Raw genomic sequence first — 25,142 nt, forward strand, 5'->3', positions numbered from 1 at the left:
CACCCCGCCCGGTGGACGAGGTGCCGTTGCCGAAGAGCGCCGGACTAGTGCTGGGCCACCCGGCGCGGGCGACCCGAGCTGCCGCCGCGATCGCGCTCGGAACGGCCGCCGCGGAAGCCGCCGAAGCCGCCACCGCTGCCGCCGCCACTGCGCCGAGGCCCACCGCCGCCACCGCCACCGCGACGGGCGCGGACCGGGACCTCGGGCTCGACCACGGGGATGCCGCTGGGCACGCGAGCGCCCGTGATGCGGACCAGCTCCTCGTCACCGGGGCGGACCTTGGTCGAGGTCGGGCGGACGCCCGCCCGCGCGGTCAGGCCCTGCACGGTGCGCCGCTGGTCGTGCGTGACCAGGGTGACGACCGTGCCGGACTGGCCCGCGCGCGCCGTGCGACCGGCGCGGTGCAGGTAGTCCTTCGGGTCGGCCGGCGGGTCGACGTGGACCACGAGGCTCACGTCGTCCACGTGGATGCCGCGCGCCGCCACGTCGGTGGCGATCAGCACCGGCATGCTGCCGTCGCGGAACTGGGTGAGGACGCGCGTGCGCGCGCTCTGCGCCTTGCCGCCGTGCAACGCGCCGGCGTGCACGCCCATGGACCGCAGCTTCTTGGCCAACCGGTCGACGTGGTGCTTGGTGCGCACGAACATGATCGTGCGGCCCTCGCGCGCGGCGACTTCGGTGACCACGTTCTGCTTGTCCTCGGCGGACACGAACAGCAGGTGGTGGTCCATCGTGGTGACGCTGCCCGTGGGCGGCGAGACCGAGTGGACCACGGGGTCGTGCAGGTACTGGCGGACCAGCTTGTCCACGTCGCCGTCGAGCGTCGCGGAGAACAGCAGCCGCTGGCCGTCCTGCGGCGTCAGGTCGAGGATCGCCCGGACCTGCGGCATGAAGCCCATGTCGGCCATCTGGTCGGCCTCGTCCAACGCGGTGAACATGACCTCGGACAGGTCCGCCGTGCCCTGCCGCACGTGGTCGGACAGCCGGCCGGGGGTGGCGATCAGCAGGTCGACGCCGCGGCGCAGCGCGTCGACCTGACGCGGGAACGACGTGCCGCCGACGACCGTGCGGCACCACAGGCCCAGCGAACGGGCGAACGGGCTGAGGGCTTCCTCGACCTGCATCGCCAGCTCACGGGTGGGCACGAGCACGAGCGCGCGCGGCTTGAGCGGCTTGGCCCGGCCACCGCTCAGGCGGGACAGCAGGGCGAGGCCGAACGCCAGCGTCTTGCCGGAGCCGGTCTGGCCGCGACCGAGGAGGTCGCGACCCGCCATGGCGTCCGGCAGCGTGGCGGCCTGGATCGGGAACGGTTCGGTGATGCCCGCCTGCTCGAGCGCGCGCAGCAGCTCGTCGGACAGGCCCAACTCCGCGAACGAGGGCAGCGGGCCCTCGGGCATGGTGCTCTCGACGTGGTCGGGAATGGTGGTCGCCGGCTCCGCGGTGGGAGCGGGACGACGGTTGCCCTGGCCTGGGCGCCTGTTACTGCGGGGCTTGCGGAACTGCGGGCGCTCGGAACGGCCTTGGGACATTGTCGGCAAAACAAACCTCCGGGACACGGCACGTCTCGAGGATTGCTCTGCTTGAGCAGGCGCGATCGCGGGGACGGGCCCGGCGCGCGGATCGCGCCGATAGTGGTTGGGAAGCACCACCGGCCACTCTGGCGGCCTGGGGCGCTCAGTGGCGCCACCGGGCGGTGCACCACTCAGTCTAGCTGATCACGCGGCGGAGTTCGTCACCCCGGCGGTGTTCTCGCGCACACGGGTGGCGAGCCGGGCGATCAGGTGCGCCCCGCCGACGATCACCGGGAACCACAAAAGGCCACGTGGCGACGGGTTCACCTCGATACCCGCGCGCTTGAGCCGACGCAGCGCCCACCAGCTGAACGGAGCAACGACGGTCGGCGCGGTGAGCACTCCGGGCGTGTAGCCGCGGAACACCGCGCTGCTCGCCACGTGCGTGACGGCGTGCAGCCCGAACCCGGTGAGCGCCGACTGGAAGAACTTCGACCTCCCGCAGGTGCGCGCGCCGTCGGCCGCCGCCGCGGCGATCACGACCCCGACCGCGCCGATGGCGATCGCCGCTTCCGCCGTCGTGGTCGTCGGCACGTGCTTCCGCTCGCGCGTCCAGCGGGCCATGGTCGCCAGCTCTTCGAGGTCGTGCACGACCCACGCGGCGAGCAGACCCCAGGTGACCCTCTTGCCGACCCCCTGGTCGACCGGAGCGTTCTTGCTCGTCATGGCAATTACGTTACATGATGTAACGCATGGCCGGACGCCCCCGCAACGCCGAGATCGACCGCGCGCTCGCCCGCGCCACCCTCGACCTGCTCCAGGAGGTCGGCTTCGACGCGTTGGCGCTCGACGCCGTCGCCGCCCGCGCGGGGGTGAGCCGACCGGCCCTGTACCGGCGGTGGCCGACCAAGCTGCACCTCGTCGCGCACGTCCTGCTGACCGACGTCGTGCCGATGACCGACCCGGACACCGGCAGCGCGCGCGAAGACCTGCTCCGGCTGGCGACCGCGCTGGTCGACGGCCTGTCGTGGGTGGTGCTCGCGGTGCACGCGGAAGCCCGGCGCGTGCCCGGCCTGGTCGACGGCTTCCTGGCCGACCGGCACGCGCTGGTCGACGAGGTCGTGCGGCGAGGGGTGGCGCGCGGCGAGCTCCGGGCCGGTGTCGACCCGGAGCTCGTGCGCGACCTGCTGTTCGGCCCGCTCGTCTACCACTGGCTGGCGACGGACGGCCGCCGTTCGCCGGACGCGGTCTTCGACCTGGTCTGGCCCCTGTTCACCGCAATCCGGCCAGGTCCAGCAGCATCTCGGTGACGCCGCGCGGCTCGGCCAGCTCCGGTGACAGGCCGTGCGAGGTGAACCAACCCGCCACGTTGCGCACGTCCCGCTCCAGGAACTCGGGCCCGCGCGGGTTCGCGACCAGGTCCACCACCTGCGGCAGGTCGATCACGATCAGCCGCCCGTCGTGCACCATCAGGTTGAACGCCGACAGGTCGCCGTGCCCGAGCCCGGCGGACGCCATCACGCCCAGCGCGTCCACGAGCTGCCGCCACAGGTCGAGCAGCTCGTCCGGCTCCGGCCGCAGCTGCGCCAACCTCGGCGCCGCCGCGCCGTCCGTGCCGACGAACTCCAGCAGCAGCTCGGTGCCGTCGCGCTGCACCGGGTAGGGCACCGGCGCGCCCAGCTGCCACAGCCTGGCCAGCGCGGCGAACTCGGCCACCGCCCACCGCTCGGCGATGAGGTTGCGGCCGAACGCGCTGCGGTTCGCCATCGCGCGCATCTCGCGCGACCGGCGCATGCGCCTGCCTTCGAGGTAGCCCGCGTCGCGGTGGAACAGCCGGTGGTCGTTGCTGCGGTACCGCTTCGCGGCCAGCAGGCAGGACCGGTCGGTGCCGGGCATCGCGCGTTCGAGCAGGAAGACGTCCGCCTCCTTGCCGGTCTTCACGATCCCCAGCTCGCGGTCGACCGCGGCCAGGTCCGTGACCAGCCACTCGGGGTGCGGTTTCGGGCCCTGGTCGGCGTCGCCCCAGGTGGACCAGCGGTCGCCGTCGTCCGGGACGTCCGCCGCGACGGCGTCCTCCCGCATCTGGGCGAGGCGGTCCTTGCTCTCCTCGGTGAGGCGGCCGCGCCTGCCCGGCGCGACGTCGCCGTCACCCCGTGCCTGGGCGGCCTTCTTCGCTTTCTTGGCACGCCACTTGAGGTCGTCGGCGTGGTCGAACTCGGATTCGAACTCGGTGTACTGATCGTGCTCGCGCACTGGATGTGCTCCAGGTGAAGTGGGAGTGATCGCCCCCACCCGGCGCGGTGTGGTCTTTCGCGCGGGTTCGCGTCAGGCGAGCGGGGCGAGCGGACGGGTCGGTGCCACGTCCCGGACAGCTGTCGCCATCTGGCACCTCCTCGACTCCGCCGTGGTCTGCCACCACCGGCGCTCTGCGCGTACGTGCACAGGTTGCCGGGCCGTCCGGCCCGGCCGCAACCGAATTACCGCGAGGACGATCCGCCGCTCTGGCGCGACTCCGCGCGGTAGCTGCCGCGCTCGCCCATCCAGGCCGCGGCCAGCTGGGCGATCACCAGCGAGTCGTGCCGCAGCACGCGTTCGTCGTGCCACTGGGGCGCCTTCGGCGCGACGGCCAGCATCCGCTGCCGGGCCGTGCCGCTGAACTCCACCAACGCGGCCACCGCGTCGTCGACCTCGTCCGGCGCGAGCGGGAGGGGCGTCGCGGTGTCGGGCAGCGAGAGGGCGACGTCGGTGAACGTCGCCGAGGTGCCGAGGTCGCGGGCGAGCTGGTGCTCCACCGACTCCGCGTTGATCTGCCGCTGCTGCCACGTGGGGTCGGCCAGGGCGAGCCGCAGGCCGAGCAGCCGGGCCAGGCACACCCCGGACCACACCCGCTTCAGGGCTTCCGGCGCGGCGAGCGCATCGGTCCGCAGGTCCTCGGTGACGCCCCGCAGCTGGGCCGCGGTGACCGGGTCCGAGAACGTGGTGCTCGCTGAGTCGCCGGGTGTGTCGGGGGTCACCCGGTCATTCTGTCACCACCCTCGCGAGTGATGACAAATCGCGGACTTCGGTCACGCGGATGGCGGTCAGCGGTGCGAAAAGGACCGGCGGTAATCCTTCGGCGCCACTCCCACCACGGACGTGAAGTGGTGGCGCAGCAGCGCCGCCGTGCCGAAGCCCGAGCGGTGGGCCACGTCCTCCACGGTCAGGCGCGTCTCCTCCAGGAGCTGGCGGGCGCGCAGCACCCGCTGGGTGGTGAGCCAGCGGTGCGGTGTCGTGCCGGTCTCGGCGGCGAAGCGGCGGGCGAACGTGCGTTCGGACATGTTGGCCCGCTCCGCCAGGCTCGTGACGGTGTGCTCCTGGTCGAGCTGGTCCTGGAGCCAGGCGAGGAGCGGCTGGAGGCTGTCGGCCTGGTGGGGCGTCGGCAGTTCGACGAACTGGCGCTGCCCGCCGTCGCGTTGCGGGGCGACGACCATGCGGCGCGCGATGACCGCCGTGGCGGCCGCGCCGAACTCGCGGCGGACCACGTGCAGGCTCGCGTCGATGCCCGCGGCCGTGCCCGCGCTGGAGACGATGTCGCCGTCGTCCACGAACAGCACGTCCGGGTCGACCTCGGCGAGGGGGAAGCGCTCGGCCAGCGTGGCGGCGTGGCGCCAGTGGGTGGTGCAGCGGCGGCCGTCGAGCAGGCCCGCCGCGCCGAGGACGAACGCGCCGCTGCACACCGACAGCAGCGTGGCGCCGCGCCGGTGGGCGTCGCGGAGGGCTTCCAGGAGGCGGGGCGGGTACTCGTCGCGGACCTGCGCGGCGGCCACGGCGACCAGGTCGGCATCCGCCAGCGCGTCGAGGCCGTGGTCGGCGATCAGGGACGCGCCGACCTCCGTGCGGATCGGTTCGCCCGGGCGTTCGCCGCAGACCCGGAAGTCGATCAGCGGGACGCCGTCGTCGGTGCGGTCGACGCCGAAGACCTCGCAGAGCACGCCGAACTCGAACGGGGTGGCGCCGTCGATGAGGACGGCCGCAACGGTGCGCAGCATGCCGTCACAGTACTTGGCAGGATTTTGACGCACAACGGCAAGACTGCCAGTTGTGGCAGTTTCTTGCGCATCGCACAGTTAGTGCCATGACTTCGATCCTCTTCGCCCTCGCCGTCGTCGCACTGGTCGTCTACGGCCTGGAGCGCAACCACCGGCGTCAACTCGGCCTCGGCTCCCGCCTGGCGGGCAGCACGGACACCGACGACCGCGACGTGCCGCGCGTGGCGGCCGACCTGCGCACCATCGCCGCGCACTCGACCGCGAACCGCCCCGCCGTGCGCCGGCGCACGGTCGCGCCGGTGCGTTCGACCCGCCCGGTCCGCTCGGCCTGACCGCTAGACGACCAGGTCGGCGGTCCGGGGGCCGGTCGGCTCCACCCGCAGCCCGGCCCGGCCCGCGAGCTTGACCAAGCCCTTGAGGTCGGCCGGTTCGGAGCGCGACTTGACGATCGCCTGCGCGAGCCGGCCCTTGTGCGCCTTGTTGAAGTGGCTGACCGCGTTGCGGCGCCCGTTGTCGTCCTCGGTGACCACCCGGATCACCGCGGCGGCCGGGATGCGGGCCAGCGAGGTGTACGGACTCGACCGCAGGTCGACGACGAACTCGTCGACCGCGGCCAGCACCGGTTCGAGCGCGGGGCGCCACAACCCGCCGAGCGGACCGACGGACGGCGGCACGCTGCCACCCGACAACCGGTAGGCGGGGATGGGATCGCCACCGCCGACCACGCCGAACAGCGCCGAGGCCACCGACAGGCGCGCGAACGCCCGTGACTTCTCGGTCTTCGTCAACGCGTCCAGGCCGAGCGCGTCGTACAGCACCCCGGTGTACCGGGCCAGCGCGGGCAGGGTGGGTGAGCGGCGCAGCTGGGCGTTGCGCTCCACCTCGCCGGCCTGGCGTTCGGAGAGCCCGAGCACGGCGAGGCTGGCGGGGACGTCGGCGGCGAGCTCGACCAGCGCGTCGACGAGCTTCCCGCGAACCGGCGTGAGTTCCGGGTGCGAGAGCAGGTCGAGGTCGAGCGGCGCACCGGAGCCACCAGGGGCCTTGGTCTCCGACGGGGGGAGCAGTACCAACACGAGGGACCAGCCTATGCGCCCCCACCAGCCACTCCCTCCGCCGCACCCTCCCGCCACACCAGCTCCGCCACCGGCCTCCAGATCCCCGCCGCCGGCTCCCCGCCGCACTCGCCCCCGCCTGCCCCCCGCGCGCCTACCCCCGGCCGGTCGCCCGCCGCACCTGCCCTCGCCGGCCACCCTCCGCTGGTCGCCTGTCGCCTCTCCGCCTGCCGCCGCCCTCCAGCCGCTGCCCGCGTGCCCCCACCTCCTGGGCTGCTTGCCGCCGCCTGCCCTCCGCCCCCGGTTGCCCCCCGTCACCTGCCCCCGGTTACTCGCCCCGGTCAGCCGGACTGGCCGACGCAGAACTGGTTGCCGTCCGGATCGGCCAGGACGGTCCAGGTCAGGCCCGGGACGGTGTGCTCGCTGATCTCCGTCGCGCCCAACCCGACCAGCCGGGCCACCTCACCCGCGCGATCCTCGACGTGGGCGTCGAGGTGCACCCGGTTCTTGCCCGGCGTCGGGTCGTCGACGCGTTGCAGCCCCAGCTGCGGCCCGCCCTCGCCGCCCACCGCCGCCAGGACCAGGAACTCGCCCCAGTCGTGCTGGATCGAGGTGCCGAGCGCCTTGGTCCAGAAGTCCGCCAGCCGCTGCGGGTCCGTCGTGTCGATGGTGATCATGCCGATGGTGAGCGTCATGGCCCGGCACGCTAGCGACGACCACCGACAATCCCGCCCCGGACGCCCGCCGCCCGCGCCCACCGGCCTAACCCGTTGGAACTGATCAGAGCACGTTCACTACCCTTTCCCGGACAACCCGCCCACGAGGAGCACCCACCGTGATCACGAGGATGTCGTCGCTGTTCCTGCGCACCCTGCGCGAGGACCCGGCCGACGCCGAAGTACCCAGCCACAAGCTGCTGGTCCGCGCCGGCTACGTGCGCCGCGTCGCGCCGGGCGGTTACTCGTGGCTGCCGCTGGGGCTGCGGGTGCTGCGGAACATCGAGCAGGTCGTGCGCGAGGAGATGGACGCCTTCGGCGCGCAGGAGATCCAGTTCCCCGCGCTGCTGCCGAAGGAGCCCTACGAGGCGACGAACCGGTGGACCGAGTACGGGCCCAACCTCTTCCGCCTCAAGGACCGCAAGGGCGCCGACTACCTGCTCGGCCCCACCCACGAGGAGCTGTTCGCGCTCACCGTGAAGGGCGAGTACTCCTCGTACAAGGACTACCCGGTCACGCTCTACCAGATCCAGACCAAGTACCGGGACGAGGCGCGTCCCCGCGCGGGCATCCTGCGCGGCCGCGAGTTCCTGATGAAGGACTCCTACTCCTTCGACCTCGCCGACGAAGGGCTGGCGGAGTCCTACCAGCGGCACCGCGAGGCCTACATCCGCATCTTCGACCGGCTCGGCCTGGAGTACGTGATCGTCTCGGCCACGTCGGGTGCGATGGGCGGCTCGGCGTCGGAGGAGTTCCTGGCGGTCGCGCCGACCGGCGAGGACACCTTCGTCCGCAGCACGGAGTCGGACTACGCGGCGAACGTGGAAGCCGTCGTCACGCCCGCGCCCCCCGAGCAGGACCCGGCGGCGCACCCCGCGGCGCAGGTGCACCACACGCCGAACACACCCACCATCAAGACGCTGGTCGACTTCCTCAACGCCAACACCGACCGCACCTTCACCGCCGCGGACACCCTGAAGAACGTCCTGGTGAAGACGCGCGCGCCCGGCGAGTCGGACTGGTCGCTGCTGGCCATCGGCCTGCCCGGCGACCGCGAGGTCGACCTCAAGCGCCTGGAGGCGGCGATCGAGCCCGCCGAGGTGGCGATGCTGGAGGACGCGGACTTCGCCCGCAACTCCTTCCTGGTCAAGGGCTACATCGGCCCGGCCGCGATCCAGGACAACGGCGTGAAGTACCTGGCCGACCCGCGCGTGGTGCGCGGCACGGCGTGGGTGACCGGCGCGGACAAGGCCGACCACCACGTGGTCGACCTGGTCGTCGGCCGCGACTTCACCCCCGACGGCACGATCGACGTGGCCGAGGTCCGGGAGGGCGACGCGTCGCCGGACGGCAAGGGCCTGCTGGTCGCCGCGCGCGGCATCGAGATCGGGCACATCTTCCAGCTGGGCCGCAAGTACGCGGACGCGTTCTCGCTGGACGCGCTCGGCCCGGACAGCAAGCCCATCCGGATCACCATGGGCTCCTACGGCATCGGCGTGTCCCGCCTGGTCGCCGTGATCGCCGAGCAGAGCCACGACGACCGCGGCCTCATCTGGCCGCGCAACGTCGCGCCCGCCGACGTGCACGTGGTCGTCGCCGGCAAGGACGAGACGCTGCTCGCGGGCGGCGAGAAGCTGGCGGGCGAGCTGTCCGCGGCGGGCTTGGCGGTGCTGCTGGACGACCGCAAGGCGAGCCCGGGCGTGAAGTTCGCCGACGCCGAGCTGATCGGCGTGCCGACGATCCTGGTGGTCGGCCGCGGCCTGGCGAACGGCCTGGTCGAGGTCAAGGACCGCCGCACGGGCGAGCGCGTGGAGGTGCCGGTCGACGACGCGGTCCAGCACCTGCTGAACGCCGTCAAGGGCTAGTTCCCGCGAGGTCGCGTTGTTCGCGTCCTGATCTCCCGCGATCACGATCGTCGATCGTCGGGGGATCAGGGCGTGGACGACCGACTTTCAGGCGACTGAGCCGCCGTCTGCGGAGCAGCGGCCGTTCAACACCGCGGCCAGCACGGCCGCCGTGTCGGACAGGTCCTCCAGCACGACGTGCGCGCCGGCCTCCCGCAGTTCCGCCACGTCGCTGCGACCCGTCGCCACGCCGATGGCGACGGCGCCGTGGTGCAGCGCGGCGTCCACGTCGTGCGGCGTGTCGCCGATGACCACGGGCCGGAACTCGCGGGTGTGCTTGGCCGTGGCCAGCCGCACCGCCTCCAGCACCAGCGCGGGCCGGTGCTCGGACACCGAGCCGTAGCCGCCGATCTCGAAGTCCAGGTGCTCGTCGAGCCCGAACGCGGCCAGCTTGTACCGGGCGATCTCCACGAGGTTCCCGGTGACCAGCGACTGCACGACGTCCTCCTGCGCCCCCAACGCCTTCAGCGCGGCCAAGGCGCCCGGGAGCGCGTGCCCCCGGGTCGGCAGCAGGTCGCGTTCCCGCGTGGCCACGTCGATCAGCTCGGCGTGCAGCCGGGCCACCAGCTCCTCGGTCGGCTCCAGGTCGTGCGCCGTCAGCAGCTCGCGCGTGATGGCGCGCTCGGTGCGGCCGGGGAAGCTGGGCACGTGCACGAGGTCCAGGCCCGACGTCGCGCGCAACGCGGTGCGGTACCAGTCGTGCCCGAGGCCCCTGGCGTCGATCAACGTCAGGTCGATGTCCCACAGCACCAACGTGTTCACGGCTGCCGCACGCTTTCCAGGATGCGCTTCACGTCGTCGTCCGAGGGACCTTCGGCCACGTGCGGCCCGCCCTCGGCGACGTTGAGCACGAACACCGCCACCTCGGACCCGTTGCTCATGGCCACCGCGCTGACCGTGGCCTTGGGCGCGTAGCAGGCGCTGGCGGACTGGGGCGTCACCTCGACGCTGAGCCGGACCACCCCGTCGTCACCGGACTCGACGCGCGGCTCGCCGATCTCGGGCGGCGCGTTGTTCACCGTGTACCCGCCGGCGGCGATCCGGTTCACCAGCTCGGCGGCGACCTGCTCCGGGTCGTCGTGCACGACCGAACCGGCCATCGCCTGCGCCTGGATCATGCTCCGGCCCTGGCACTGGAACGGCCGCGACACGTACGTCGTGCTCAGCTTGACCCGCCCGGACGAGCCGGCGCCGCTGGACTCCCAGGACGGCGGCAGCTCGTAGGACAGGCCGGCCTTCTCGTCCTCCACCGCCTGCCAGTCCGGCTCGGGCGCGGCCGACGTGGTCGACGTCGAGGTGGGCCGCGCCGCCTGGCCGTCGCCGGAGTTCAGCAGCACGATCGCGGTGACGCCGCCGCCGACGACGAGCAGCGCGACCACGCCCAGCGCGATCCACAGCGGCGCGCGGCTGGGCCGCTTGGGCGGTTGCTGCTGGTAGACGCCCAGTCCGGAGTAGCTCACCGGCTCAGCGGCTTCACGGAGTCGACCATGCCCTGCAACTCGGCCTCGGCCAGCGGCTTCGGCTCCGCCGGGCCGCCTTCGAGGTCGCCGTTCGCCATGAACACGTGGAAGCCCTTGTCCCCCTTGAGGACCAGGACCTTGACCATGCCCTTGGTGGCCAGGCACTCGTCGCCGGACGTGGTGGCGGTGGCGTCGACCTGCACGCCCTCGATGTCGCCCAGCGAGCTCGTCAGCTTCACCGGCTTCGGCTCGCCGAGCTTGACCTCGGACTTCGGCGCGGACTTGTAGTACTGCGTGGCGAGCTTCTCGGCGAAGTCCTTGGCCACCGCGGTGAGGTCGGTCTGCGGCACCACGACACCGCCCGCGCCGCCGCGGGTGAAGTCCTTGCCGCCGCAGTCGTACGCGCCGTTGACGGTGAGGCCGGTCAGCTTCACGTCCGGCATCGCCTCGACCGGCGCGCTGCCCTGCGCGGGCGACCAGCCCTTGGGCACGTCGTAGCTGTACGACAGGGCGGTCACCGGCAGGCAGTTCCAGCCCTGCTTGACGGGCTCGCAGGTGGCGTTCGGCGGGGTCGACGGCGTCGTCTTCGCCGTGGTGGTCGTGGTCGTCGACGTGCTGCTCGTCGTGGTGTTCTGCGCGACCGGCGGCGTGGCGTCCGGCCTGGTCAGCACGTACGCGGTCACGCCGCCGCCGACCAGCACGACGACGACCGCGCCGATCACCAGCCACAGCTTGGCCTTGCTCTTCTTCTCGGGCGGGGGCTCCTCGCCGCCCGAGAAGACGCCGAGACCGCCGTACGAACCGCCGTAGTTCTGCGGGAAGACCTGCTGCGGGTAGCCCTGGTCCTGCCGGCCCCAATCGCCCTGGTTGGGCTGGCCGCCCCAGCCGGACTGCCCGTCACCTGGGTAAGTCACGGCCCAAACCGTACCCGGTGCCGCTCGCGCCCCGGACCGCTCCGATCAATTCAGCGCGCGTTGACTTCCGTGGGCGGTCGGTCGTAGCCTCTAATTCAACACTTGATGAACTACCTAGGAGGGCACCATGGCCGCACTGCACGACCGGCCGCCGTCGGTCATCGCGGTGGCCACCGCCGTCGCGGGCGCGTTGATCGCGCTCGTGCTGGGCCTGCTGACGTTCGGCGTCCAAGCGACGGTCCACCCCGACGCGGTGCCGCTCGCGGTCGCCGTGGGCGCCGACGCGCCACCGCAGCTGCGCGGCGTCGCCGAGAAGGTGGGCGGCAGCGACGTGGCGGAAGTCTCGTGGCGGGTGACCACTCCCGACGACGCGCGGGAGCTGCTCTCCCGCCAAGAGGTCTACGGGGTGCTCGAGCTGGCGCCCGGCGGCGCGACCGTGCTGCTGTCCGGCGCGGTGAACCCGTCCGGCACGCAGGTCGCCCAGCAGGTGCTCGGCGGCGTCGTCCAAGGGGCCGGGATGGAGGCGAAGGTCGTCACGCTCGACCCGGCGTCCGCCGCCGGTCGCACGGCGCCGCCGGCCGCCAGCGCGCTGCTGTGGATCACCGGCCTGATCGCCGCGGCGGCGTTCACGGTGGTGGTCCGCAAGCCGACCCTGATCGGCCGGCTCACGGGCGTCGCCACCACGACCGTGCTCGGCGTCGCGGTGGTCGCGGGCCTGTTCGCCCTGTGGGACTCGTCCCTGCCCCTCACCGCCACCGTGCTCGGCTACCTCGCCCTGGTCGGTGCGGCGTTCGCGCTGGTCCAGGGCGCGCTGCTGAGGCTGCTCGGCATCCGGGCGATGGCCCTGCTCGGCCCGCTGTACCTGATCGCGCCCGCCGTCGCGGGCCAGGTGCCGGAGCTGATCGACCCCGTCTACCGGACCCTGCTCTGGTCCTGGACGCCGTTCCGCTTCTCCACGGAGGGCGTGCGCGCCCTGCTCCACGGTGGGTCGCTGGACACCGCCCAGGTCTGGGTGTTCGTGGGACTTGCCGTCGCGGGTCTGGCCGTCCTGCTGCTACCCGGCCAGGAAGCTCAGCCGGACCTTGCGGACGGGGTTGTCGACGTTGGTGTCGACGAGGCAGACCGACTGCCAGGTGCCGAGCGCCAGCACACCGCCTAGCACCGGGATCGTCGCGTAGGGCGGCACGAGCGCGGGGAGCACGTGGTCACGGCCGTGACCGGGCGACCCGTGCCGGTGCCGCCACCGCCCGTCGGCGGGCAGCAGCTCGCGCAACGCGGCCAGCAGGTCGTCGTCGCTGCCCGCGCCGGTCTCCAGCACCGCCAGTCCAGCGGTCGCGTGCGGCACCCAGACGTGCAGCAGGCCGTCGCCGTCCACGCCGGCCAGGAAGTCCTCGCAGGCGCGGGTCAGATCGTGGACGACCTCGGCCGAGCCGGTGCGGATCTCGATCTCTTCGCTGCGCATGCCTCCAGAGCTTAAATCGCGGTGCGCCACCGCCGCCCGATCAGGCACGATGCCGTACGTGATCCACACCGCGATCGTCACCGGGGCCAACCAGGGCATCGGGGCGGCCACCGCCAAGGCGCTCGCCGCCCGGGGCGTCAACGTCCTCATCTCGTTCCTGCGCTTCGCGCCCGCGCCGGACCCGAGCCTGCCGCGCGAGTACTTCACCGCCCGCGAGTCGGACGCGGCCGACGTGGTCGCCGCCATCACCGAGGCGGGCGGCAAGGCGCACGCTCTGGAGATCGACCTCACCGACCCGCTGGCGCCCGGCACGCTCTTCGACACTGCGGAAAGGGTCTTCGGGCCGGTCGACATCCTGGTCAACAACGCCTCCAGCTGGGTGCAGGACACGTTCCTGGCCGTCGAGACCGACCAGTTCGGCCGCGTCCTGCAGGCCGTCACGCCCCAGACGTTCGACGCGCAGTTCGCCGTGGACGCCCGCGCCGGTGCGCTCCTGATCGCCGAGTTCGCCCGCCGGCACATCGCCCGCGGCGGCAACTGGGGCCGCATCGTCGGCCTGACCTCCGGCGGCCCGCTCGGCTTCCCGAGCGAGGTGTCCTACGGCGCGGCGAAGGCGGCGCTGGACAACTACGCCATGTCCGCGGCGGCCGAGCTGTGGCCGCACGGCATCACGTCCAACGTCGTCAAACCGGGCGTCACCGACACCGGTTGGGTCAACGACGCGGTGCGCGCCGCGCACGACGTCTCCCAGCCCGAGGACGTGGCCGACGTGGTCGCGTTCCTCTGCTCAGACGCCGCCTCGAAGGTGACGAAGAACGTCATCACCCTGCACTGATTCCAGCCGACCGACTATTACCCGCTGGTAACATAGTCGCCGTGAAGGCATCCCGACTGCGCCGCGGCATGAACCTGTGGCCACCGTTCCTGTTCGCCGGCATCCGCGTGGTCGAGCTGTCCGACGACTACCGCCACGCCAAGGTCCGGATGCGGCTGCACTGGTGGAACCGCAACTACGTGGGCACGCACTTCGGCGGCTCGCTGTTCTCGATGACCGACCCGTTCTGGATGCTGCTCGTGCTGCACCACCTCGGCCGCGAGCACCTGGTGTGGGACCGGGCGGGCGAGATCGAGTTCGTCAAGCCCGGCCGCGGCACCGTCCACGCCGAGTTCCACCTGACCGACGAGCACCTCGACGAGCTGCGCTCCCGGGCCGCTTCGGACAGCAAGGCCCTGCTGTGGTTCTCCACCGACGTCGTGGACTCCGCCGGCGAGGTCGTCGCCCGCACCCGCAAGCAGGTCTACGCCCGCCGCAAGAACCGCAATTCGGTGGACGACGGGGTCGCCGAGACCGTGTGATCACCCCATGCGCTCAGCCTTCGGCACGACCTTCGACGTCCCCCTCGGCTACCTGAACACCGCGAGCATCGGCGTCCCTCCCACCCCCGCCGCCACGGCCGTCGCGGACGCCGTGCGCCGGTGGTCGGCCGGCGCGGACGGGCCGGGCGCGGTCGACGAGCACGTGACGACGGCGCGCGAGGCGTTCGGCCGGCTCGTCGGCGTGCCGTCCGACCGCGTCGCCGCGGGCGCGTCGGGCTCCCAGCTCGTCTCCCTCGTCGCCGCCGGACTGCCCGCCGACGCCTCGGTCCTCGTCGCCCGCGGCGAGTTCACCAGCCTGACGTTCCCCTTCGCCGCCCGCGGCCTGCGGGTCACCGAAGTCGAACTGGACGAGATCGTCGCCCACGCGGGCGCGCACGACCTCGTCGCGGTCAGCGTCGTGCAGTCCGCCGACGGTCGCGTCGTCGACCTGGACGGCCTGCGCGCGACCGGCGTGCCGGTCCTGCTGGACGCCTCCCAGGCGATCGGTTGGCTACCGCTCGACCTGGGCTGGGCCGACTGGGTCGTCGCCGTGGGCTACAAGTTCCTCATGGCGCCACGGGGCTGCGCCTGGCTGGCGTGCTCTCCCTCGGCCCTGGAGCGCACGGTGCCCGTGGCGGCCAACTGGTACGCCGGCGACGACCCGTGGAGCACGGTCTACGGCCTCCCGCTCCGCCTGGCCCCCGACGCCCGCCGCCTCGACCTCTCCCCGGTCCTGCTGTCCCAGTTCGGCGCCGCCGTCTCCCTCCCCCACCTCGCCTCGCTGGACCTCGGGGCGGTACGCGACCACAACGTGGGCCTGGCCGACGCCCTGCTCACCGGCCTCGACCTGCCTCCCCGCGGAACCGCGATCGTCTCCCTCGACCTCCCCGACGCCGCCGACCGGCTCGCGGCGGCCGGCGTGCGGTCCAGCATCCGAGCCGGCCGCGTCCGCCTGGCCTTCCACCTCTACAACACCGCCGAGGATGTCGATCAGGTGCTCACGGCGCTCAGCTGACCCGCTTCCGTTACCGTGGGTCTTTGTGTCGGTTCCTCCCGAATCACCCGAAGAGGTGACGCAGCGGATCCCGCCCGTCCGACCGTCGGACACCGCCCCGCTGTGGCGGTCGGAGATCGGGCAGCTGGACTCGCTGCTGAGCTCGCCTCCGCCCCCGCCACGCCGCGGGCCCGCCGCTCCCACGGCGCACCCGCGCCGCGGGATGGTGCTCAAGGGCCTCGGCCTGCTCGGCGTGGCGGTGGTGTCCGGCCTGGTGTGGTTGGTCGTGATGCCGAAGAACACTCCCACCGGCACCCCCACCACCACGTCCGCGCCGTCGGGGGAGTTCTCCTTCGCCGCGTCGCCCGACGTCCCCGAGCCGCTGAAGGACAGCGACTGCGCGTCGCACGCGTACGGGCAGACCAAGACGTTCCTGACCAACACGCCGTGCCAACAACTCACGCGCGGTCTGTACACGACGAGCACCCCTGACGGGGTGAAGGTCTACACGTCCGTGTCAATCGTGCGGATGAAGACACCCGAGGACGCCGCCAAACTGAAGGACCTGACCACCCGCGACGGCACCGGCAACGTCAACGACCTGGTCAAAGACGGCGCCGTCCGCGTGCCGAACCTGACCACCCTGGCCAACGGCGGCTTCGCCGCCCGCCTGCAAGACCGCGACGTGATCATCATCGAATCGGACTCGGTCAAACACGGCCCCGACGAGACCGCGCACAACCAGCTGATGAAGCGAATCAGCAACGACGCCTTCCGCCTCGCCGCCGACCTGAACGCCTAACCAACCCCCACACCTCGGCCCACCAGGCCCCTCACCGCCCGCGGCCCGCACCCCGCGCCACCACACCACTCGCTCGGCCCGCACCCCCCTCACCGCCCGCACCCCTGCTCGGCCCGCACCGCCTGCTCGGCCCGCACCCCCCACTCGGCCCGCACCGCCCACTCGGCCCGCACCACCTCACCGCCCGCACCACCGCACCGCCCGCACCCACCGCACCGCCCGCACCCACCGCACCGCCCGCACCCACCGCACCCACCGCACCCACCGCACCGCGCACCCCCCAACCAGGGGCCACGTCACGCTCGCCCTCCCCTCAAACGAAGGGCTTCGTGTCATCCCGCCGACCTGGCTCCGCCCTACCGCGCGTGTCAAGGGGGGCGCTGTCCGACCTATACCTCGGCGTTCACTGATGTCGCCCCCCTTGATACGTGTGGTAGCCCGTAGGGAGGTCGGTGGGATGACACGAAACCCGACCCACAACGGACCCGGCGCGTACCCACCCACCGGTCGTCATCCTGCTGATCTGCCCGTCCGGCGAGGACTCTTTTGATCTTTGAGGCTCCTACATCTCGCCGACCATCAACCAACCTCAACCAACCCCCGCACCAGGAAACGCGATCGACGTCGGCGTAACCCCTGCCACCTTCCTCCACCGCGTCGCCCGCACCGCCGACACCGTCAACGCGTCCAACGCCGACGTCCGCAGCGCCGCGTCATCAGTCCGCTCCAACACCCCGCGCCAAGCCACGCACGCATCCGTCTCCACCGTGATCAACGCCGCGATCGCCGACGCCGCGCTGTCCACCGGCTGAGGCGGCAGGTAGGCCGCTGCCGGAGGCCTGGGCGTCGCGCCCGCATCGCGCAACCACCGCTCCGTCGCATCCCGCCGCGCCCGGTGGGCGTTCGCCCCGTCCGCCACCGCCGCCGACTGCTGCGGCACCGAGATGAACGCGCTGACCAGCCCGTACGTCCACACCGCCGCGTGCTCCGCCGCCAACGCGTCCTGCACCGCGTCCACGCTCACGACAAACCCCCACCACTCACGACAGCGCCCGTGCCACTCACGACAGCGCCTCCACCAGGCTCGCGCACCCGGCCGCCACCGAGGCGACCAACCCCACCCGGTGCGTCTCCACCTTCGCCACCAACTCAGCCGCCTGCTTCTGCGCCGCCTGCAACGCCGGCGCCAACGCCTCCCGCGTCGCCCCCGCCTGCGGCGCCATTGAAGGCAACGTCGTCGGCACCACCGACGACCCCGGCACCCGCGGCGTCGCCCGGTCGACCTCAGCCTGCAACCGCGTCGCGTGCTCGGTCCGCGCCGCGGCCGTCTCGGGCGCTCCGACCGCCGTGGCGAGCGCGGCGTCCGACAGCGCCGCCTTCACCAGCTCCGCCAGCGGGTCCGGTGGCGGCGGAGGGGGAGGGGGTGTGGTGCACGCAACCGCCAACGGCGCCGTCGCCGTCGCCAGCAGCACCGCGCGCCTGCTGAACGCCGTTCTTCCGATCACGTGTTCCGATCCTGCCAGAGCCGCACCGCACTACCCGGCCGCACCAACCCCACCGCACCTCCCACCCCAACCCATCCATCCACCCACCCACCCATCCATCCGCCCACCCACCCCCACCGACCCCACCCACCCCCACCGACCCCACCCACCCCACGTGCCGCCTTCGCCCGTGGCACGTGGGAGCCCGCCGAACGAGATAGTCTGGGCGACCACGGCCGGCGAAGTGCAGCGTCGGCCGGGGTTGCCGTGCCCTCTGCACTCGAACAGAACCTGGAGTCACCACATGTCCAGCCCGCCGCGCGGAGAACTCGCCGCGCAGCTAACACCCGTCGTGCGGGAGGCGGTCGAGGCGATCGGCTTCGACCTCGAACTGCTCGACGTGAACCAGGCTGGGCGTCGCAGGCTGGTCAAGGTGGTCGTGGACGGCGACGACGGGATCGGGTTGGACGAGGTGGCGCAGGCCAGCCGCGCCGTCTCCGCCGCCCTCGACGCCAACGAGCACCTGATCGCCGGGCCGTACACGCTCGAGGTCACCTCGCCCGGCGCGGACCGCCCGCTCACCAAGCCTCGCCACTGGAAGCGCAACCGGCTGCGCCTGGTGAAGGTCAAGCCGCAGGCCCCTGCCAAGGAACCGGACCCGGTCGAGTTCTTCGGCCGGGTCGGCGATGCCGACGACACCGGCGTCGTGCTGCTGGTCAAGGGCGAGCTGCGCCGCGTCGAGTACCGGACGATCGAGCGCGCCGTCGTCGAAGTCGAGTTCAAGCAGCCGCCGGTCGACGAGCTCGCGCTCCTCGAAGGCAAGCACCTGAAGGAGGAGTCGGAGTGAACGTCGACATCGCCGCTCTCAGGGCGATCGAACGGGACAAGGACATCCCCTTCGACACCGTTCTCGAAGCCATCGAGACGGCCCTGCTGACCGCCTACAAGCACACCGAGGGCCACCACGCCCACTCCCGCGTCGAGATCGACCGCAAGAGCGGCGCGGTGCGCGTGCTCGCCCAGGAGCTCAACCCGGACGGCACCGTGGCCGAGGAGTGGGACGACACCCCCGAGGGTTTCGGCCGCATCGCCGCCACCACCGCCCGCCAGGTCATCCTCCAGCGCCTGCGCGACGCCGAGCACGAGCGCACGTTCGGCGAGTTCTCCGCCAAGGAGGGCGAGATCATCGCCGGCGTCGTGCAGCGCGACGCCCGCGCCAACGCCCGCGGCATGGTCGTGGTCCAGGTCGGCGACACCGAGGGCGTGCTGCCGCCCGCCGAGCAGGTGCCCGGCGAGTCCTACGAGCACGGCTCGCGCCTCAAGTGCTACGTCGTCGGCGTGTCCCGCGGCTCGCGAGGCCCCCAGATCACCCTTTCGCGCACGCACCCGAACCTGGTGCGCAGGCTGTTCGCGCTCGAGGTCCCGGAGATCGCCGACGGCACCGTGGAGATCCCCGCGGTGGCACGTGAGGCAGGTCACCGTTCGAAGATCGCGGTCCGCACGACCGTCCCCGGCGTCAACGCCAAGGGCGCGTGCATCGGGCCGATGGGCGCCCGGGTGCGCAACGTCATGAGCGAGCTGGCCGGTGAGAAGATCGACATCATCGACCACTCCGACGACCCGGCCACGTTCGTCGGGAATGCCTTGTCACCGGCGAAGGTTGTCTCCGTCAAGGTGCTCGACGAGCGCGCCAAGACGGCACGGGTCGTGGTCCCGGACTTCCAGCTCTCCCTCGCCATCGGCAAGGAGGGGCAGAACGCCCGGTTGGCCGCCAGGCTCACCGGCTGGCGCATCGACATCCGCAGTGATGCGGAGGCCGGCGGGGCCGCTCCGGCGGGCGCATCGGCATCCGGTTCGGCTGAATAGGCAACAGGGGATAGACTTCTCAGTGGTTCAACGTCGGGGATCGGATCTCGCGCACATCGGCCCGGTTCGTACGTGCATCGGATGCCGCTCTCGGACGTTGCCCTCCGAGCTGCTGCGCGTGGTGGTCGTGGACGGGGCTGTGGTCCCGGACACACGTCGACGGTTGCCCGGTAGGGGAGCATGGCTGCACCCCGATCCGGACTGCCTCCGCAACGCCGAGAAGCGACGGGCGTTCCCCCGGGCCTTCAGGGTCCAGGGTCCGCTCGACGTGGAACGCGTGCGCGGTCATCTCGAGCAGTGTGGGCAGGAGGTCGCGGGATCGCCCCGTGACCAGCAGGAAGCAAGGAAGCAGGTCGACCCGTCATGAGTCAGCCGTGAAGCTGAAGACATGAACGCGCGACGTTAAGACGAGGTCGACGGGACTTGCCCGCCGGCCTCCCTCACAGAGGAGTGCAGTGGCAGGTAAGGCCCGCGTGCACGAGCTCGCCAAAGAGCTCGGAGTCACGAGTAAAGAACTACTCACCAAGCTCGCCGACCAGGGCGAGTACGTGAAGTCCGCGTCCAGCACCGTCGAGGCCCCCGTGGCCCGGCGGCTCCGTGACGCCTACGCCAAGGGCGAGTCCAAGCCCAAGCCCGCAGGCGCCCGCCCGGCGCCGCCGAAGCCCGCGCCGACGAGCGCGGCCTCGGGCGAGACCAAGAGCGAGGCCCCGCGCCCGCCGGCGACCGCCGGCAAGCCGGGTCCGCGCCCGGTGCCCGGTCCCAAGCCGATGGCGCCCAAGCCGGTGGCCAAGCCCGCCGCTTCGGCGCCCGCGGCTCCGGCTCCCGCCGCGCAGCCCGAGGCCCCGGCCCCGGCGGCGGCCGCGGCTCCGACGCCCGTCCAGGCGCCCAAGCAGCAGCCGACCGCGGCGCCCGCGCCGCAGCCGCAGCAGCGGCCTCAGCAGGCGCCCCAGCAGGCGCCGCGGACCAGTGGCCCCGGCCCTCGTCCCGGCCCCCGCGCACCGCAGCAGCAGCCCGCGGCGGCGCAGAACCCCCCGTCCGTGGTCCCGCCGCGCCCGCAGGCCCCCAAGCCCGCCGGCCCGCGGCCCCCGCGTCCGGGCAACAACCCGTTCGGCGTGGGCGGTGGCGCTCCGGCGCCGCGTCCGCAGGCGCCCCGCCCGGCCGCGCCGGGTGGCGGCGAGCGGCCGTCCGGCCCCAAGCCCGGTGACTCGCGTCCGGCAGGCCCCCGTCCGGGTGGCTCCGGTGGCGGTCCCGGCGGTCCCCGGCCCAACCCCGGCAACATGCCGCCCCGGCCGAACCCGGGCATGATGCCCGGTCGTCCCGCGCCCCGCCCCGGTGGCGGTGGTGGCGGCGGTCGTGGCCCCGGCGGTCCCGGTGGCGGCGGCGGTGGTCGTGGTCCTGGTGGCGGCGGCGGTCGTCCCGGTGGTGGCGGTGGCGCCGGTGGCGGCTTCCGCCCCGGTGGTGGCGGCGGTGGCGCCGGTGGCGGCTTCCGTCCCGGTGGCGGCGGTGGCGGCGGCGGTGGCTTCCGCCCCGGCGGCGGTGGCGGCGGTGGCGGTGGCGCACCGGCCGGTGGTGGCGGCGGTTTCCGCGGTCGTCCCGGTGGTGGCGGTCCCGGTGGTCGCGGCGGCGCCGCGGGTGCCTTCGGCCGTCCCGGTGGTCCGGCGCGTCGTGGCCGCAAGTCGAAGCGGCAGAAGCGCCAGGAGTACATGGACAACATGCAGGCGCCTTCGGTCGGTGGCGTCCGCCTGCCCAAGGGCAGCGGCGAGACGATCCGCCTGCCGCGTGGCGCCTCGCTGACCGACTTCGCCGACAAGATCAACGCCAACCCGGCCTCGCTGGTGCAGGTGCTGTTCCACCTCGGCGAGATGGTCACCGCGACGCAGTCCGTCTCCGACGAGATCCTGGAGCTGCTCGGCTCCGAGATGAACTACAACGTGCAGGTCGTGTCCCCCGAGGAGGAGGACCGCGAGCTGCTGGAGACGTTCGACATCACCTACGGCGACGACGCCGGCGGCGAGGAGGACCTCCAGATCCGCCCGCCGGTCGTCACCGTCATGGGTCACGTCGACCACGGCAAGACGCGCCTGTTGGACACCATCCGCACGGCGAAGGTGGCCGAGGGCGAGGCGGGTGGCATCACCCAGCACATCGGCGCCTACCAGGTGAACACGGAGCTCGAGGGCAACGAGCGCCTGATCACGTTCATCGACACCCCGGGTCACGAGGCGTTCACCGCCATGCGTGCGCGTGGTGCGAACTCGACCGACATCGCGGTCATCGTGGTGGCGGCCGACGACGGCGTGATGCCGCAGACGGTGGAGGCGATCAACCACGCCCAGGCGGCCAACGCGCCGATCGTGGTCGCGGTGAACAAGATCGACAAGGAGGGGGCCAACCCCGCCAAGATCCGCCAGCAGCTCACCGAGTACGGGCTGGTCGCCGAGGAGTACGGCGGCGAGACCATGTTCGTCGACATCTCGGCGAAGCAGGGCATCAACATCGACGGCCTGCTGGAAGCGATCCTGCTGACCGCCGACGCCTCGCTCGACCTGCGGGCCAACCCGGAGATGGAGGCGCAGGGCGTCGCCATCGAGGCGCACCTGGACCGCGGTCGCGGCCCGGTGGCCACGGTGCTGGTCCAGCGCGGTTCGCTCCGCGTGGGTGACTCGATCGTGGCGGGCGCCGCCTACGGTCGCGTGCGCCGCATGGTCGACGAGCACGGCGCGGACGTCACGGTGGCGACGCCGTCGCGTCCGGTGCAGGTCATCGGCCTCACCTCGGTGCCCGGCGCGGGCGACACGTTCCTCGTGGTCGAGGAGGACCGGGTGGCCCGGCAGATCGCCGAGCGCCGCCAGGCCCGCAACCGCAACGCGATGAACGCCGCGAAGCGCAAGCGCGTCAGCCTGGAGGACCTGGACGCCGCGCTGAAGGAGACGAGCGCCCTCACCTTGATCATCAAGGGCGACAACTCGGGTACCGTCGAGGCCCTCGAGGACGCGCTGATGAAGATCGAGGTCGGCGACGACGTCGAGCTGCGGGTCATCCACCGCGGCGTCGGTGGCATCACCGAAGGCGACATCAACCTCGCCGTCGCGGGTAGCGCCATCGTCCTGGGCTTCAACGTCCGGGCCGAGGGCAAGGCCACCGAGCTCGCCAACCGCGAGGGCGTGGACGTCCGCTACTACACGGTGATCTACCAGGCGATCGACGAGATCGAGCAGGCCCTGAAGGGCATGCTCAAGCCGGAGTACGAAGAGGTCCAGCTGGGCCGCGCGGAGGTCCGCGAGGTCTTCAAGTCCTCCAAGGTCGGCACGATCGCGGGTTGCCTCGTGATGTCGGGCGAGATCCGGCGCAACGCCCGGGCCCGCCTGCTGCGCGACAACAACGTCGTGCAGGAGAACCTGCCGATCAGCTCGCTGCGCCGGTTCAAGGACGACGCGACCGAGGTCCGCGAGGGCTTCGAGTGCGGTCTGACGCTCGGCAACTACAGCGACCTGAAGGTCGGCGACATCATCGAGACGTTCGAGATGCGCGAGAAGCCGCGCGCCTGATCGTCTTCAGCCAGGTGCGGGGCCGTCGTAGCCGGCGGCCCCGCACCTCTGGACACCCTTGGTGATCATCTGTGTTCGTCGGTGCCCTTGAGTTGGACGTGCTGCTCGGCGACGTGCACTCGTTGAAGCAGAAGCGGTCCGTGGTCAAGCCCATCGTGGCCGAGCTGCGCCGCAGGTTCGAGGTGTCGGTCGCCGAGGCGGGCCACCTGGACCTGCACCGCCGCGCCCTGATCGGAGTGGCGGCCGTCGCCGCCGACGCCGAGCATGTGAGGGACCTGATGGCCGCCTGCGAGCGGCTGGTGGCCGGACGGCCCGAACTGGAACTTCTCTCCGCCCGCCACAGGTTGGTCGGGCCGGAGGACGACTAGCAAGCGTCGCCGAGCAGGCGACGAATCGCAACGACAGGAGGGGAGCGCCGTGGCCGACCAGGCACGGGCTCGCAAGCTGGCCAAGCGGATCTCGCAGATCGTGGCTTCCGCGCTGGAGCACGAGGTGAAGGACCCCCGGCTGGCTCGCGTCACCATCACGGACACGAGGGTGACCGGCGACCTGCACGACGCGACGATCTACTACACCGTGCTCGGCGAGAAGCTCGACTCCGAGCCGGACCTCGCGGGCGCCGCCGCCGCGCTGGAGAAGGCCAAGGGCGTGCTGCGCACCATGGTCGGCCAGCAGACCGGTGTCCGGTTCACGCCGACCCTGTCGTTCGTCACCGACAACGTGCCCGCCGAGGCGCGTCGGATGGACGAACTGCTGGCCAAGGCGCGGGAGCTGGACGCCGAGGTGGCGCGCATCGCGCACGGCGCGGAGCCGGCGGGCGAGCCGGACCCGTACAAGCCTCCGCGCGAGGCCGAGGACGCCGACTAGCGTTCTCGCCGTGCACAACGATCCGAGCTTGAACGACCCGAGCGCGTCTCCCGACCCGAGCGCGTCCGATGGTGTCCGCGCGTCCGATGGCGCCCGGGTGTCCGACGGCCTCCGCGCGACCGGCGACTTGAGCGCGGAACTCGCGGAGGCCGCTCGCGTCCTGTCCACCGCCACCGACGTGACGCTGCTGGCGCACGTGAACCCCGACGCGGACGCGTTGGGCAGCGCGTTGGCGCTGGGGCTGGCCCTGCACCGCCGGGGCGCGGTGGTCCGGGTGTCGTTCGGCGCGCCGGCCGAGGTGCCGGAGACGTTGCGGGACCTGGACGTGGCGGGGCTGCTGGTGCCCGCGTCCGCGGTGCCCGCCGCGCCGCCGGTGCTGGTCGCGTTGGACACGGGCAGTGTCGGGCGGCTTGGTCCGTTGGCCGATCGGGTGTCCACCGCCGGTGTGGTGGTCGTGGTGGACCACCACGTGTCGAACCCGGGGTTCGGGCACGTGAACGTGGTGGACGACCGGGCCGAGGCGACCGCGCTCGTGGTGCTGCGGCTGCTGGACGTGCTGGGCGTCGAGCTGGACGAGCCGGTGGCGCGGTGCGTGTACGCGGGTCTGGTGACGGACACGCGGTCGTTCCGGCACGCGTCGGCGACGACGCACGAGGTGGCCGCCCGGCTGCTCGCGGCCGGGGTGGACGCCGAGGCCGTGGCCCGGCCGTTGATGGACTCTCACCCGTTCGGGTACCTGGGCATGTTGGCGAAGGTGCTGAGCCGGGCGCGCCTGGAGCGTGACGCGGCGGGTGGGCTGGGGTTCGTGCACGCCGTCGTGACGCTGGAGGACGCCGCCGGGCTGCGGCCCGAGGAGGTCGAGAGCGTGGTCGACCTCGTGCGCACCACGGCCGAGGCCGAGGTGGCGGCGGTGCTGAAGGAGCTGCGGCCGTCGTCGTGGTCGGTGTCGTTGCGCGCGGTGAGCCGGGTGGACGTGCGCGAGGTGGCGCAGCTGCTCGGCGGCGGTGGCCACCGGCTGGCTGCGGGCTTCACCGCCGCCGGCGAGGCCGACGAGGTGCTGGCGAGCCTGCGTGCCGCCCTGGAGACCGTGACCGCGCCGTCCTGAGCGTTCGACTCGGGTGTTCCGGGCGCAGGACACGCAGGTGAGTCCTGCGCCCGGGACGGATTCGTCGTGCATT

The 25,142-nt window shown here is 72.5% G+C and carries 29 protein-coding genes; 15 read left to right on the forward strand and 14 right to left on the reverse strand.

What is annotated here, in order from left to right:
- Positions 1 to 44: 44 nt before the first annotated feature.
- Positions 45 to 1,397: a DEAD/DEAH box helicase gene (locus tag ACZ7GX_RS27325; protein ID WP_498780669.1), complete on the reverse strand. Its 1,353-nt coding sequence runs from the start codon at positions 1,395 to 1,397 to the stop codon at positions 45 to 47.
- Positions 1,398 to 1,715: 318 nt separating this feature from the next.
- Positions 1,716 to 2,237, reverse strand: a complete 522-nt coding sequence (locus ACZ7GX_RS27330; protein ID WP_498780670.1) for an HXXEE domain-containing protein — start codon at positions 2,235 to 2,237, stop codon at positions 1,716 to 1,718.
- Positions 2,238 to 2,263: 26 nt separating this feature from the next.
- Here ACZ7GX_RS27330 and ACZ7GX_RS27335 point away from each other — a divergent pair, with 26 nt between their 5' ends.
- On the forward strand, positions 2,264 to 2,821 hold the full coding sequence (locus ACZ7GX_RS27335; protein ID WP_498780671.1) for a TetR-like C-terminal domain-containing protein: 558 nt from the start codon (positions 2,264 to 2,266) through the stop codon (positions 2,819 to 2,821).
- Here the strand turns inward: ACZ7GX_RS27335 and ACZ7GX_RS27340 are convergent.
- The 3 genes from ACZ7GX_RS27340 to ACZ7GX_RS27350 all read right to left on the reverse strand — a co-directional run bounded on the left by ACZ7GX_RS27340 (position 2,784) and on the right by ACZ7GX_RS27350 (position 5,539).
- Positions 2,784 to 3,764: a serine protein kinase RIO gene (locus ACZ7GX_RS27340; RefSeq protein WP_498780673.1), complete on the reverse strand. Its 981-nt coding sequence runs from the start codon at positions 3,762 to 3,764 to the stop codon at positions 2,784 to 2,786. The two genes, ACZ7GX_RS27335 and ACZ7GX_RS27340, sit on opposite strands and share 38 nt — an antisense overlap.
- Positions 3,765 to 3,988: 224 nt before the next feature.
- Positions 3,989 to 4,525, reverse strand: coding sequence for a hypothetical protein (locus tag ACZ7GX_RS27345; protein WP_498780675.1), 537 nt, complete (start codon positions 4,523 to 4,525; stop codon positions 3,989 to 3,991).
- 66 nt (positions 4,526 to 4,591) lie between these two features.
- The gene (locus tag ACZ7GX_RS27350) at positions 4,592 to 5,539 is read right to left on the reverse strand and encodes a helix-turn-helix domain-containing protein (protein WP_498780677.1); all 948 of its coding nucleotides are present in this window, start codon (positions 5,537 to 5,539) and stop codon (positions 4,592 to 4,594) included.
- Positions 5,540 to 5,625: 86 nt separating this feature from the next.
- On the opposite strand from ACZ7GX_RS27350, the gene ACZ7GX_RS27355 reads away from it, so the two are divergent.
- Entirely contained in the window at positions 5,626 to 5,871 is a 246-nt protein-coding gene (locus ACZ7GX_RS27355; protein ID WP_498780679.1) for a hypothetical protein, read from the forward strand.
- Between the two features lie 3 nt (positions 5,872 to 5,874).
- Here the strand turns inward: ACZ7GX_RS27355 and yaaA are convergent, their stop codons facing one another.
- Both yaaA and ACZ7GX_RS27365 read right to left on the reverse strand, forming a co-directional pair.
- The gene (gene yaaA / locus ACZ7GX_RS27360; RefSeq protein WP_498780681.1) at positions 5,875 to 6,612 is read right to left on the reverse strand and encodes a peroxide stress protein YaaA; all 738 of its coding nucleotides are present in this window, start codon (positions 6,610 to 6,612) and stop codon (positions 5,875 to 5,877) included.
- Between the two features lie 320 nt (positions 6,613 to 6,932).
- The gene (locus ACZ7GX_RS27365; protein WP_498780683.1) at positions 6,933 to 7,286 is read right to left on the reverse strand and encodes a VOC family protein; all 354 of its coding nucleotides are present in this window, start codon (positions 7,284 to 7,286) and stop codon (positions 6,933 to 6,935) included.
- A 140-nt stretch (positions 7,287 to 7,426) separates the two neighbouring features.
- Between ACZ7GX_RS27365 and ACZ7GX_RS27370 the strand changes: the two genes are divergently transcribed.
- Positions 7,427 to 9,172 (forward strand): proline--tRNA ligase, encoded by a 1,746-nt coding sequence (locus ACZ7GX_RS27370; RefSeq protein WP_498780685.1) that lies wholly within the window; start codon positions 7,427 to 7,429, stop codon positions 9,170 to 9,172.
- Positions 9,173 to 9,259: 87 nt separating this feature from the next.
- Here ACZ7GX_RS27370 and ACZ7GX_RS27375 read toward each other — a convergent pair whose 3' ends face one another.
- From ACZ7GX_RS27375 to ACZ7GX_RS27385, 3 genes are read right to left on the reverse strand one after another with little or no spacing between them, the layout of a single operon-like run.
- Positions 9,260 to 9,973 carry an HAD family hydrolase gene (locus tag ACZ7GX_RS27375; protein ID WP_498780687.1) on the reverse strand — a complete coding sequence of 238 codons (714 nt, stop codon included), beginning with the start codon at positions 9,971 to 9,973 and terminating at the stop codon, positions 9,260 to 9,262.
- Entirely contained in the window at positions 9,970 to 10,671 is a 702-nt protein-coding gene (locus ACZ7GX_RS27380; protein WP_498780689.1) for a DUF8017 domain-containing protein, read from the reverse strand. Before ACZ7GX_RS27380 ends, ACZ7GX_RS27375 begins: the two co-directional genes overlap by 4 nt.
- Positions 10,668 to 11,585: a DUF8017 domain-containing protein gene (locus tag ACZ7GX_RS27385; RefSeq protein WP_498780691.1), complete on the reverse strand. Its 918-nt coding sequence runs from the start codon at positions 11,583 to 11,585 to the stop codon at positions 10,668 to 10,670. Before ACZ7GX_RS27385 ends, ACZ7GX_RS27380 begins: the two co-directional genes overlap by 4 nt.
- Positions 11,586 to 11,712: 127 nt before the next feature.
- On the opposite strand from ACZ7GX_RS27385, the gene ACZ7GX_RS27390 reads away from it, so the two are divergent.
- Positions 11,713 to 12,744 (forward strand): ABC transporter permease, encoded by a 1,032-nt coding sequence (locus ACZ7GX_RS27390; RefSeq protein ID WP_498780693.1) that lies wholly within the window; start codon positions 11,713 to 11,715, stop codon positions 12,742 to 12,744.
- Here the strand turns inward: ACZ7GX_RS27390 and ACZ7GX_RS27395 are convergent.
- On the reverse strand, positions 12,640 to 13,047 hold the full coding sequence (locus tag ACZ7GX_RS27395; RefSeq protein WP_498780695.1) for a YjbQ family protein: 408 nt from the start codon (positions 13,045 to 13,047) through the stop codon (positions 12,640 to 12,642). The two genes, ACZ7GX_RS27390 and ACZ7GX_RS27395, sit on opposite strands and share 105 nt — an antisense overlap.
- Positions 13,048 to 13,096: 49 nt before the next feature.
- Here ACZ7GX_RS27395 and ACZ7GX_RS27400 point away from each other — a divergent pair, with 49 nt between their 5' ends.
- From ACZ7GX_RS27400 to ACZ7GX_RS27415, 4 genes are read left to right on the forward strand one after another with little or no spacing between them, the layout of a single operon-like run.
- Complete coding sequence (locus tag ACZ7GX_RS27400) at positions 13,097 to 13,882, forward strand: SDR family oxidoreductase (protein WP_498780697.1); 786 nt, start codon at positions 13,097 to 13,099, stop codon at positions 13,880 to 13,882.
- A 41-nt stretch (positions 13,883 to 13,923) separates the two neighbouring features.
- The gene (locus tag ACZ7GX_RS27405; protein WP_498780699.1) at positions 13,924 to 14,403 is read left to right on the forward strand and encodes a DUF4442 domain-containing protein; all 480 of its coding nucleotides are present in this window, start codon (positions 13,924 to 13,926) and stop codon (positions 14,401 to 14,403) included.
- Between the two features lie 7 nt (positions 14,404 to 14,410).
- Entirely contained in the window at positions 14,411 to 15,418 is a 1,008-nt protein-coding gene (locus tag ACZ7GX_RS27410) for an aminotransferase class V-fold PLP-dependent enzyme (RefSeq protein WP_498780701.1), read from the forward strand.
- Between the two features lie 25 nt (positions 15,419 to 15,443).
- The gene (locus ACZ7GX_RS27415; RefSeq protein ID WP_498780702.1) at positions 15,444 to 16,199 is read left to right on the forward strand and encodes a hypothetical protein; all 756 of its coding nucleotides are present in this window, start codon (positions 15,444 to 15,446) and stop codon (positions 16,197 to 16,199) included.
- Positions 16,200 to 16,376: 177 nt separating this feature from the next.
- On the opposite strand, the gene ACZ7GX_RS27420 is transcribed toward ACZ7GX_RS27415, so the two are convergent.
- The 3 genes from ACZ7GX_RS27420 to ACZ7GX_RS27430 all read right to left on the reverse strand — a co-directional run bounded on the left by ACZ7GX_RS27420 (position 16,377) and on the right by ACZ7GX_RS27430 (position 17,704).
- Positions 16,377 to 16,499 (reverse strand): hypothetical protein, encoded by a 123-nt coding sequence (locus tag ACZ7GX_RS27420; RefSeq protein WP_498780704.1) that lies wholly within the window; start codon positions 16,497 to 16,499, stop codon positions 16,377 to 16,379.
- 289 nt (positions 16,500 to 16,788) lie between these two features.
- Entirely contained in the window at positions 16,789 to 17,223 is a 435-nt protein-coding gene (locus ACZ7GX_RS27425; RefSeq protein WP_498780706.1) for a ferritin-like domain-containing protein, read from the reverse strand.
- 37 nt (positions 17,224 to 17,260) lie between these two features.
- Positions 17,261 to 17,704 carry a hypothetical protein gene (locus ACZ7GX_RS27430; RefSeq protein WP_498780708.1) on the reverse strand — a complete coding sequence of 148 codons (444 nt, stop codon included), beginning with the start codon at positions 17,702 to 17,704 and terminating at the stop codon, positions 17,261 to 17,263.
- Between the two features lie 283 nt (positions 17,705 to 17,987).
- Between ACZ7GX_RS27430 and rimP the strand changes: the two genes are divergently transcribed.
- The 7 genes from rimP (at position 17,988) to ACZ7GX_RS27465 (ending at position 25,069) form a co-directional block, all read left to right on the forward strand.
- On the forward strand, positions 17,988 to 18,530 hold the full coding sequence (rimP, locus tag ACZ7GX_RS27435; RefSeq protein ID WP_498780710.1) for a ribosome maturation factor RimP: 543 nt from the start codon (positions 17,988 to 17,990) through the stop codon (positions 18,528 to 18,530).
- Positions 18,527 to 19,549 carry a transcription termination factor NusA gene (gene nusA / locus ACZ7GX_RS27440; protein WP_498780712.1) on the forward strand — a complete coding sequence of 341 codons (1,023 nt, stop codon included), beginning with the start codon at positions 18,527 to 18,529 and terminating at the stop codon, positions 19,547 to 19,549. Before rimP ends, nusA begins: the two co-directional genes overlap by 4 nt.
- Positions 19,491 to 19,916 carry a YlxR family protein gene (locus ACZ7GX_RS27445; protein ID WP_498780714.1) on the forward strand — a complete coding sequence of 142 codons (426 nt, stop codon included), beginning with the start codon at positions 19,491 to 19,493 and terminating at the stop codon, positions 19,914 to 19,916. The genes nusA and ACZ7GX_RS27445 overlap by 59 nt, the downstream gene beginning before the upstream one ends.
- A gap of 88 nt (positions 19,917 to 20,004) precedes the next feature.
- Positions 20,005 to 23,097, forward strand: coding sequence for a translation initiation factor IF-2 (gene infB / locus ACZ7GX_RS27450; protein WP_498780715.1), 3,093 nt, complete (start codon positions 20,005 to 20,007; stop codon positions 23,095 to 23,097).
- Positions 23,098 to 23,168: 71 nt separating this feature from the next.
- Positions 23,169 to 23,465: a DUF503 domain-containing protein gene (locus tag ACZ7GX_RS27455; protein WP_498780717.1), complete on the forward strand. Its 297-nt coding sequence runs from the start codon at positions 23,169 to 23,171 to the stop codon at positions 23,463 to 23,465.
- A 49-nt stretch (positions 23,466 to 23,514) separates the two neighbouring features.
- On the forward strand, positions 23,515 to 23,964 hold the full coding sequence (rbfA, locus tag ACZ7GX_RS27460; protein ID WP_123746043.1) for a 30S ribosome-binding factor RbfA: 450 nt from the start codon (positions 23,515 to 23,517) through the stop codon (positions 23,962 to 23,964).
- 127 nt (positions 23,965 to 24,091) lie between these two features.
- A complete protein-coding gene (locus ACZ7GX_RS27465) occupies positions 24,092 to 25,069 on the forward strand; it encodes a DHH family phosphoesterase (RefSeq protein ID WP_498780764.1) in 978 nt (325 codons plus the stop codon).
- Positions 25,070 to 25,142: the final 73 nt, after the last annotated feature.

The sequence above is a fragment of the Actinosynnema sp. NPDC037264 genome (assembly GCF_055603705.1).

Bases quoted from the DNA above. Each gene is read 5' to 3' on its own strand.
- ACZ7GX_RS27410 (WP_498780701.1), top strand. From the start codon at position 14,411: ATGCGCTCAGCCTTCGGCACGACCTTCGACGTCCCCCTCGGCTACCTG.
- ACZ7GX_RS27445 (WP_498780714.1), top strand. From the start codon at position 19,491: ATGCGGAGGCCGGCGGGGCCGCTCCGGCGGGCGCATCGGCATCCGGTT.
- ACZ7GX_RS27325 (WP_498780669.1), bottom strand. From the start codon at position 1,397: ATGCCCGAGGGCCCGCTGCCCTCGTTCGCGGAGTTGGGCCTGTCCGAC.
- ACZ7GX_RS27355 (WP_498780679.1), top strand. From the start codon at position 5,626: ATGACTTCGATCCTCTTCGCCCTCGCCGTCGTCGCACTGGTCGTCTAC.
- ACZ7GX_RS27400 (WP_498780697.1), top strand. From the start codon at position 13,097: ATGCCGTACGTGATCCACACCGCGATCGTCACCGGGGCCAACCAGGGC.
- ACZ7GX_RS27390 (WP_498780693.1), top strand. From the start codon at position 11,713: ATGGCCGCACTGCACGACCGGCCGCCGTCGGTCATCGCGGTGGCCACC.
- ACZ7GX_RS27350 (WP_498780677.1), bottom strand. From the start codon at position 5,539: ATGCTGCGCACCGTTGCGGCCGTCCTCATCGACGGCGCCACCCCGTTC.
- ACZ7GX_RS27330 (WP_498780670.1), bottom strand. From the start codon at position 2,237: ATGACGAGCAAGAACGCTCCGGTCGACCAGGGGGTCGGCAAGAGGGTC.
- ACZ7GX_RS27335 (WP_498780671.1), top strand. From the start codon at position 2,264: ATGGCCGGACGCCCCCGCAACGCCGAGATCGACCGCGCGCTCGCCCGC.
- ACZ7GX_RS27365 (WP_498780683.1), bottom strand. From the start codon at position 7,286: ATGACGCTCACCATCGGCATGATCACCATCGACACGACGGACCCGCAG.
- ACZ7GX_RS27395 (WP_498780695.1), bottom strand. From the start codon at position 13,047: ATGCGCAGCGAAGAGATCGAGATCCGCACCGGCTCGGCCGAGGTCGTC.
- rimP (WP_498780710.1), top strand. From the start codon at position 17,988: ATGTCCAGCCCGCCGCGCGGAGAACTCGCCGCGCAGCTAACACCCGTC.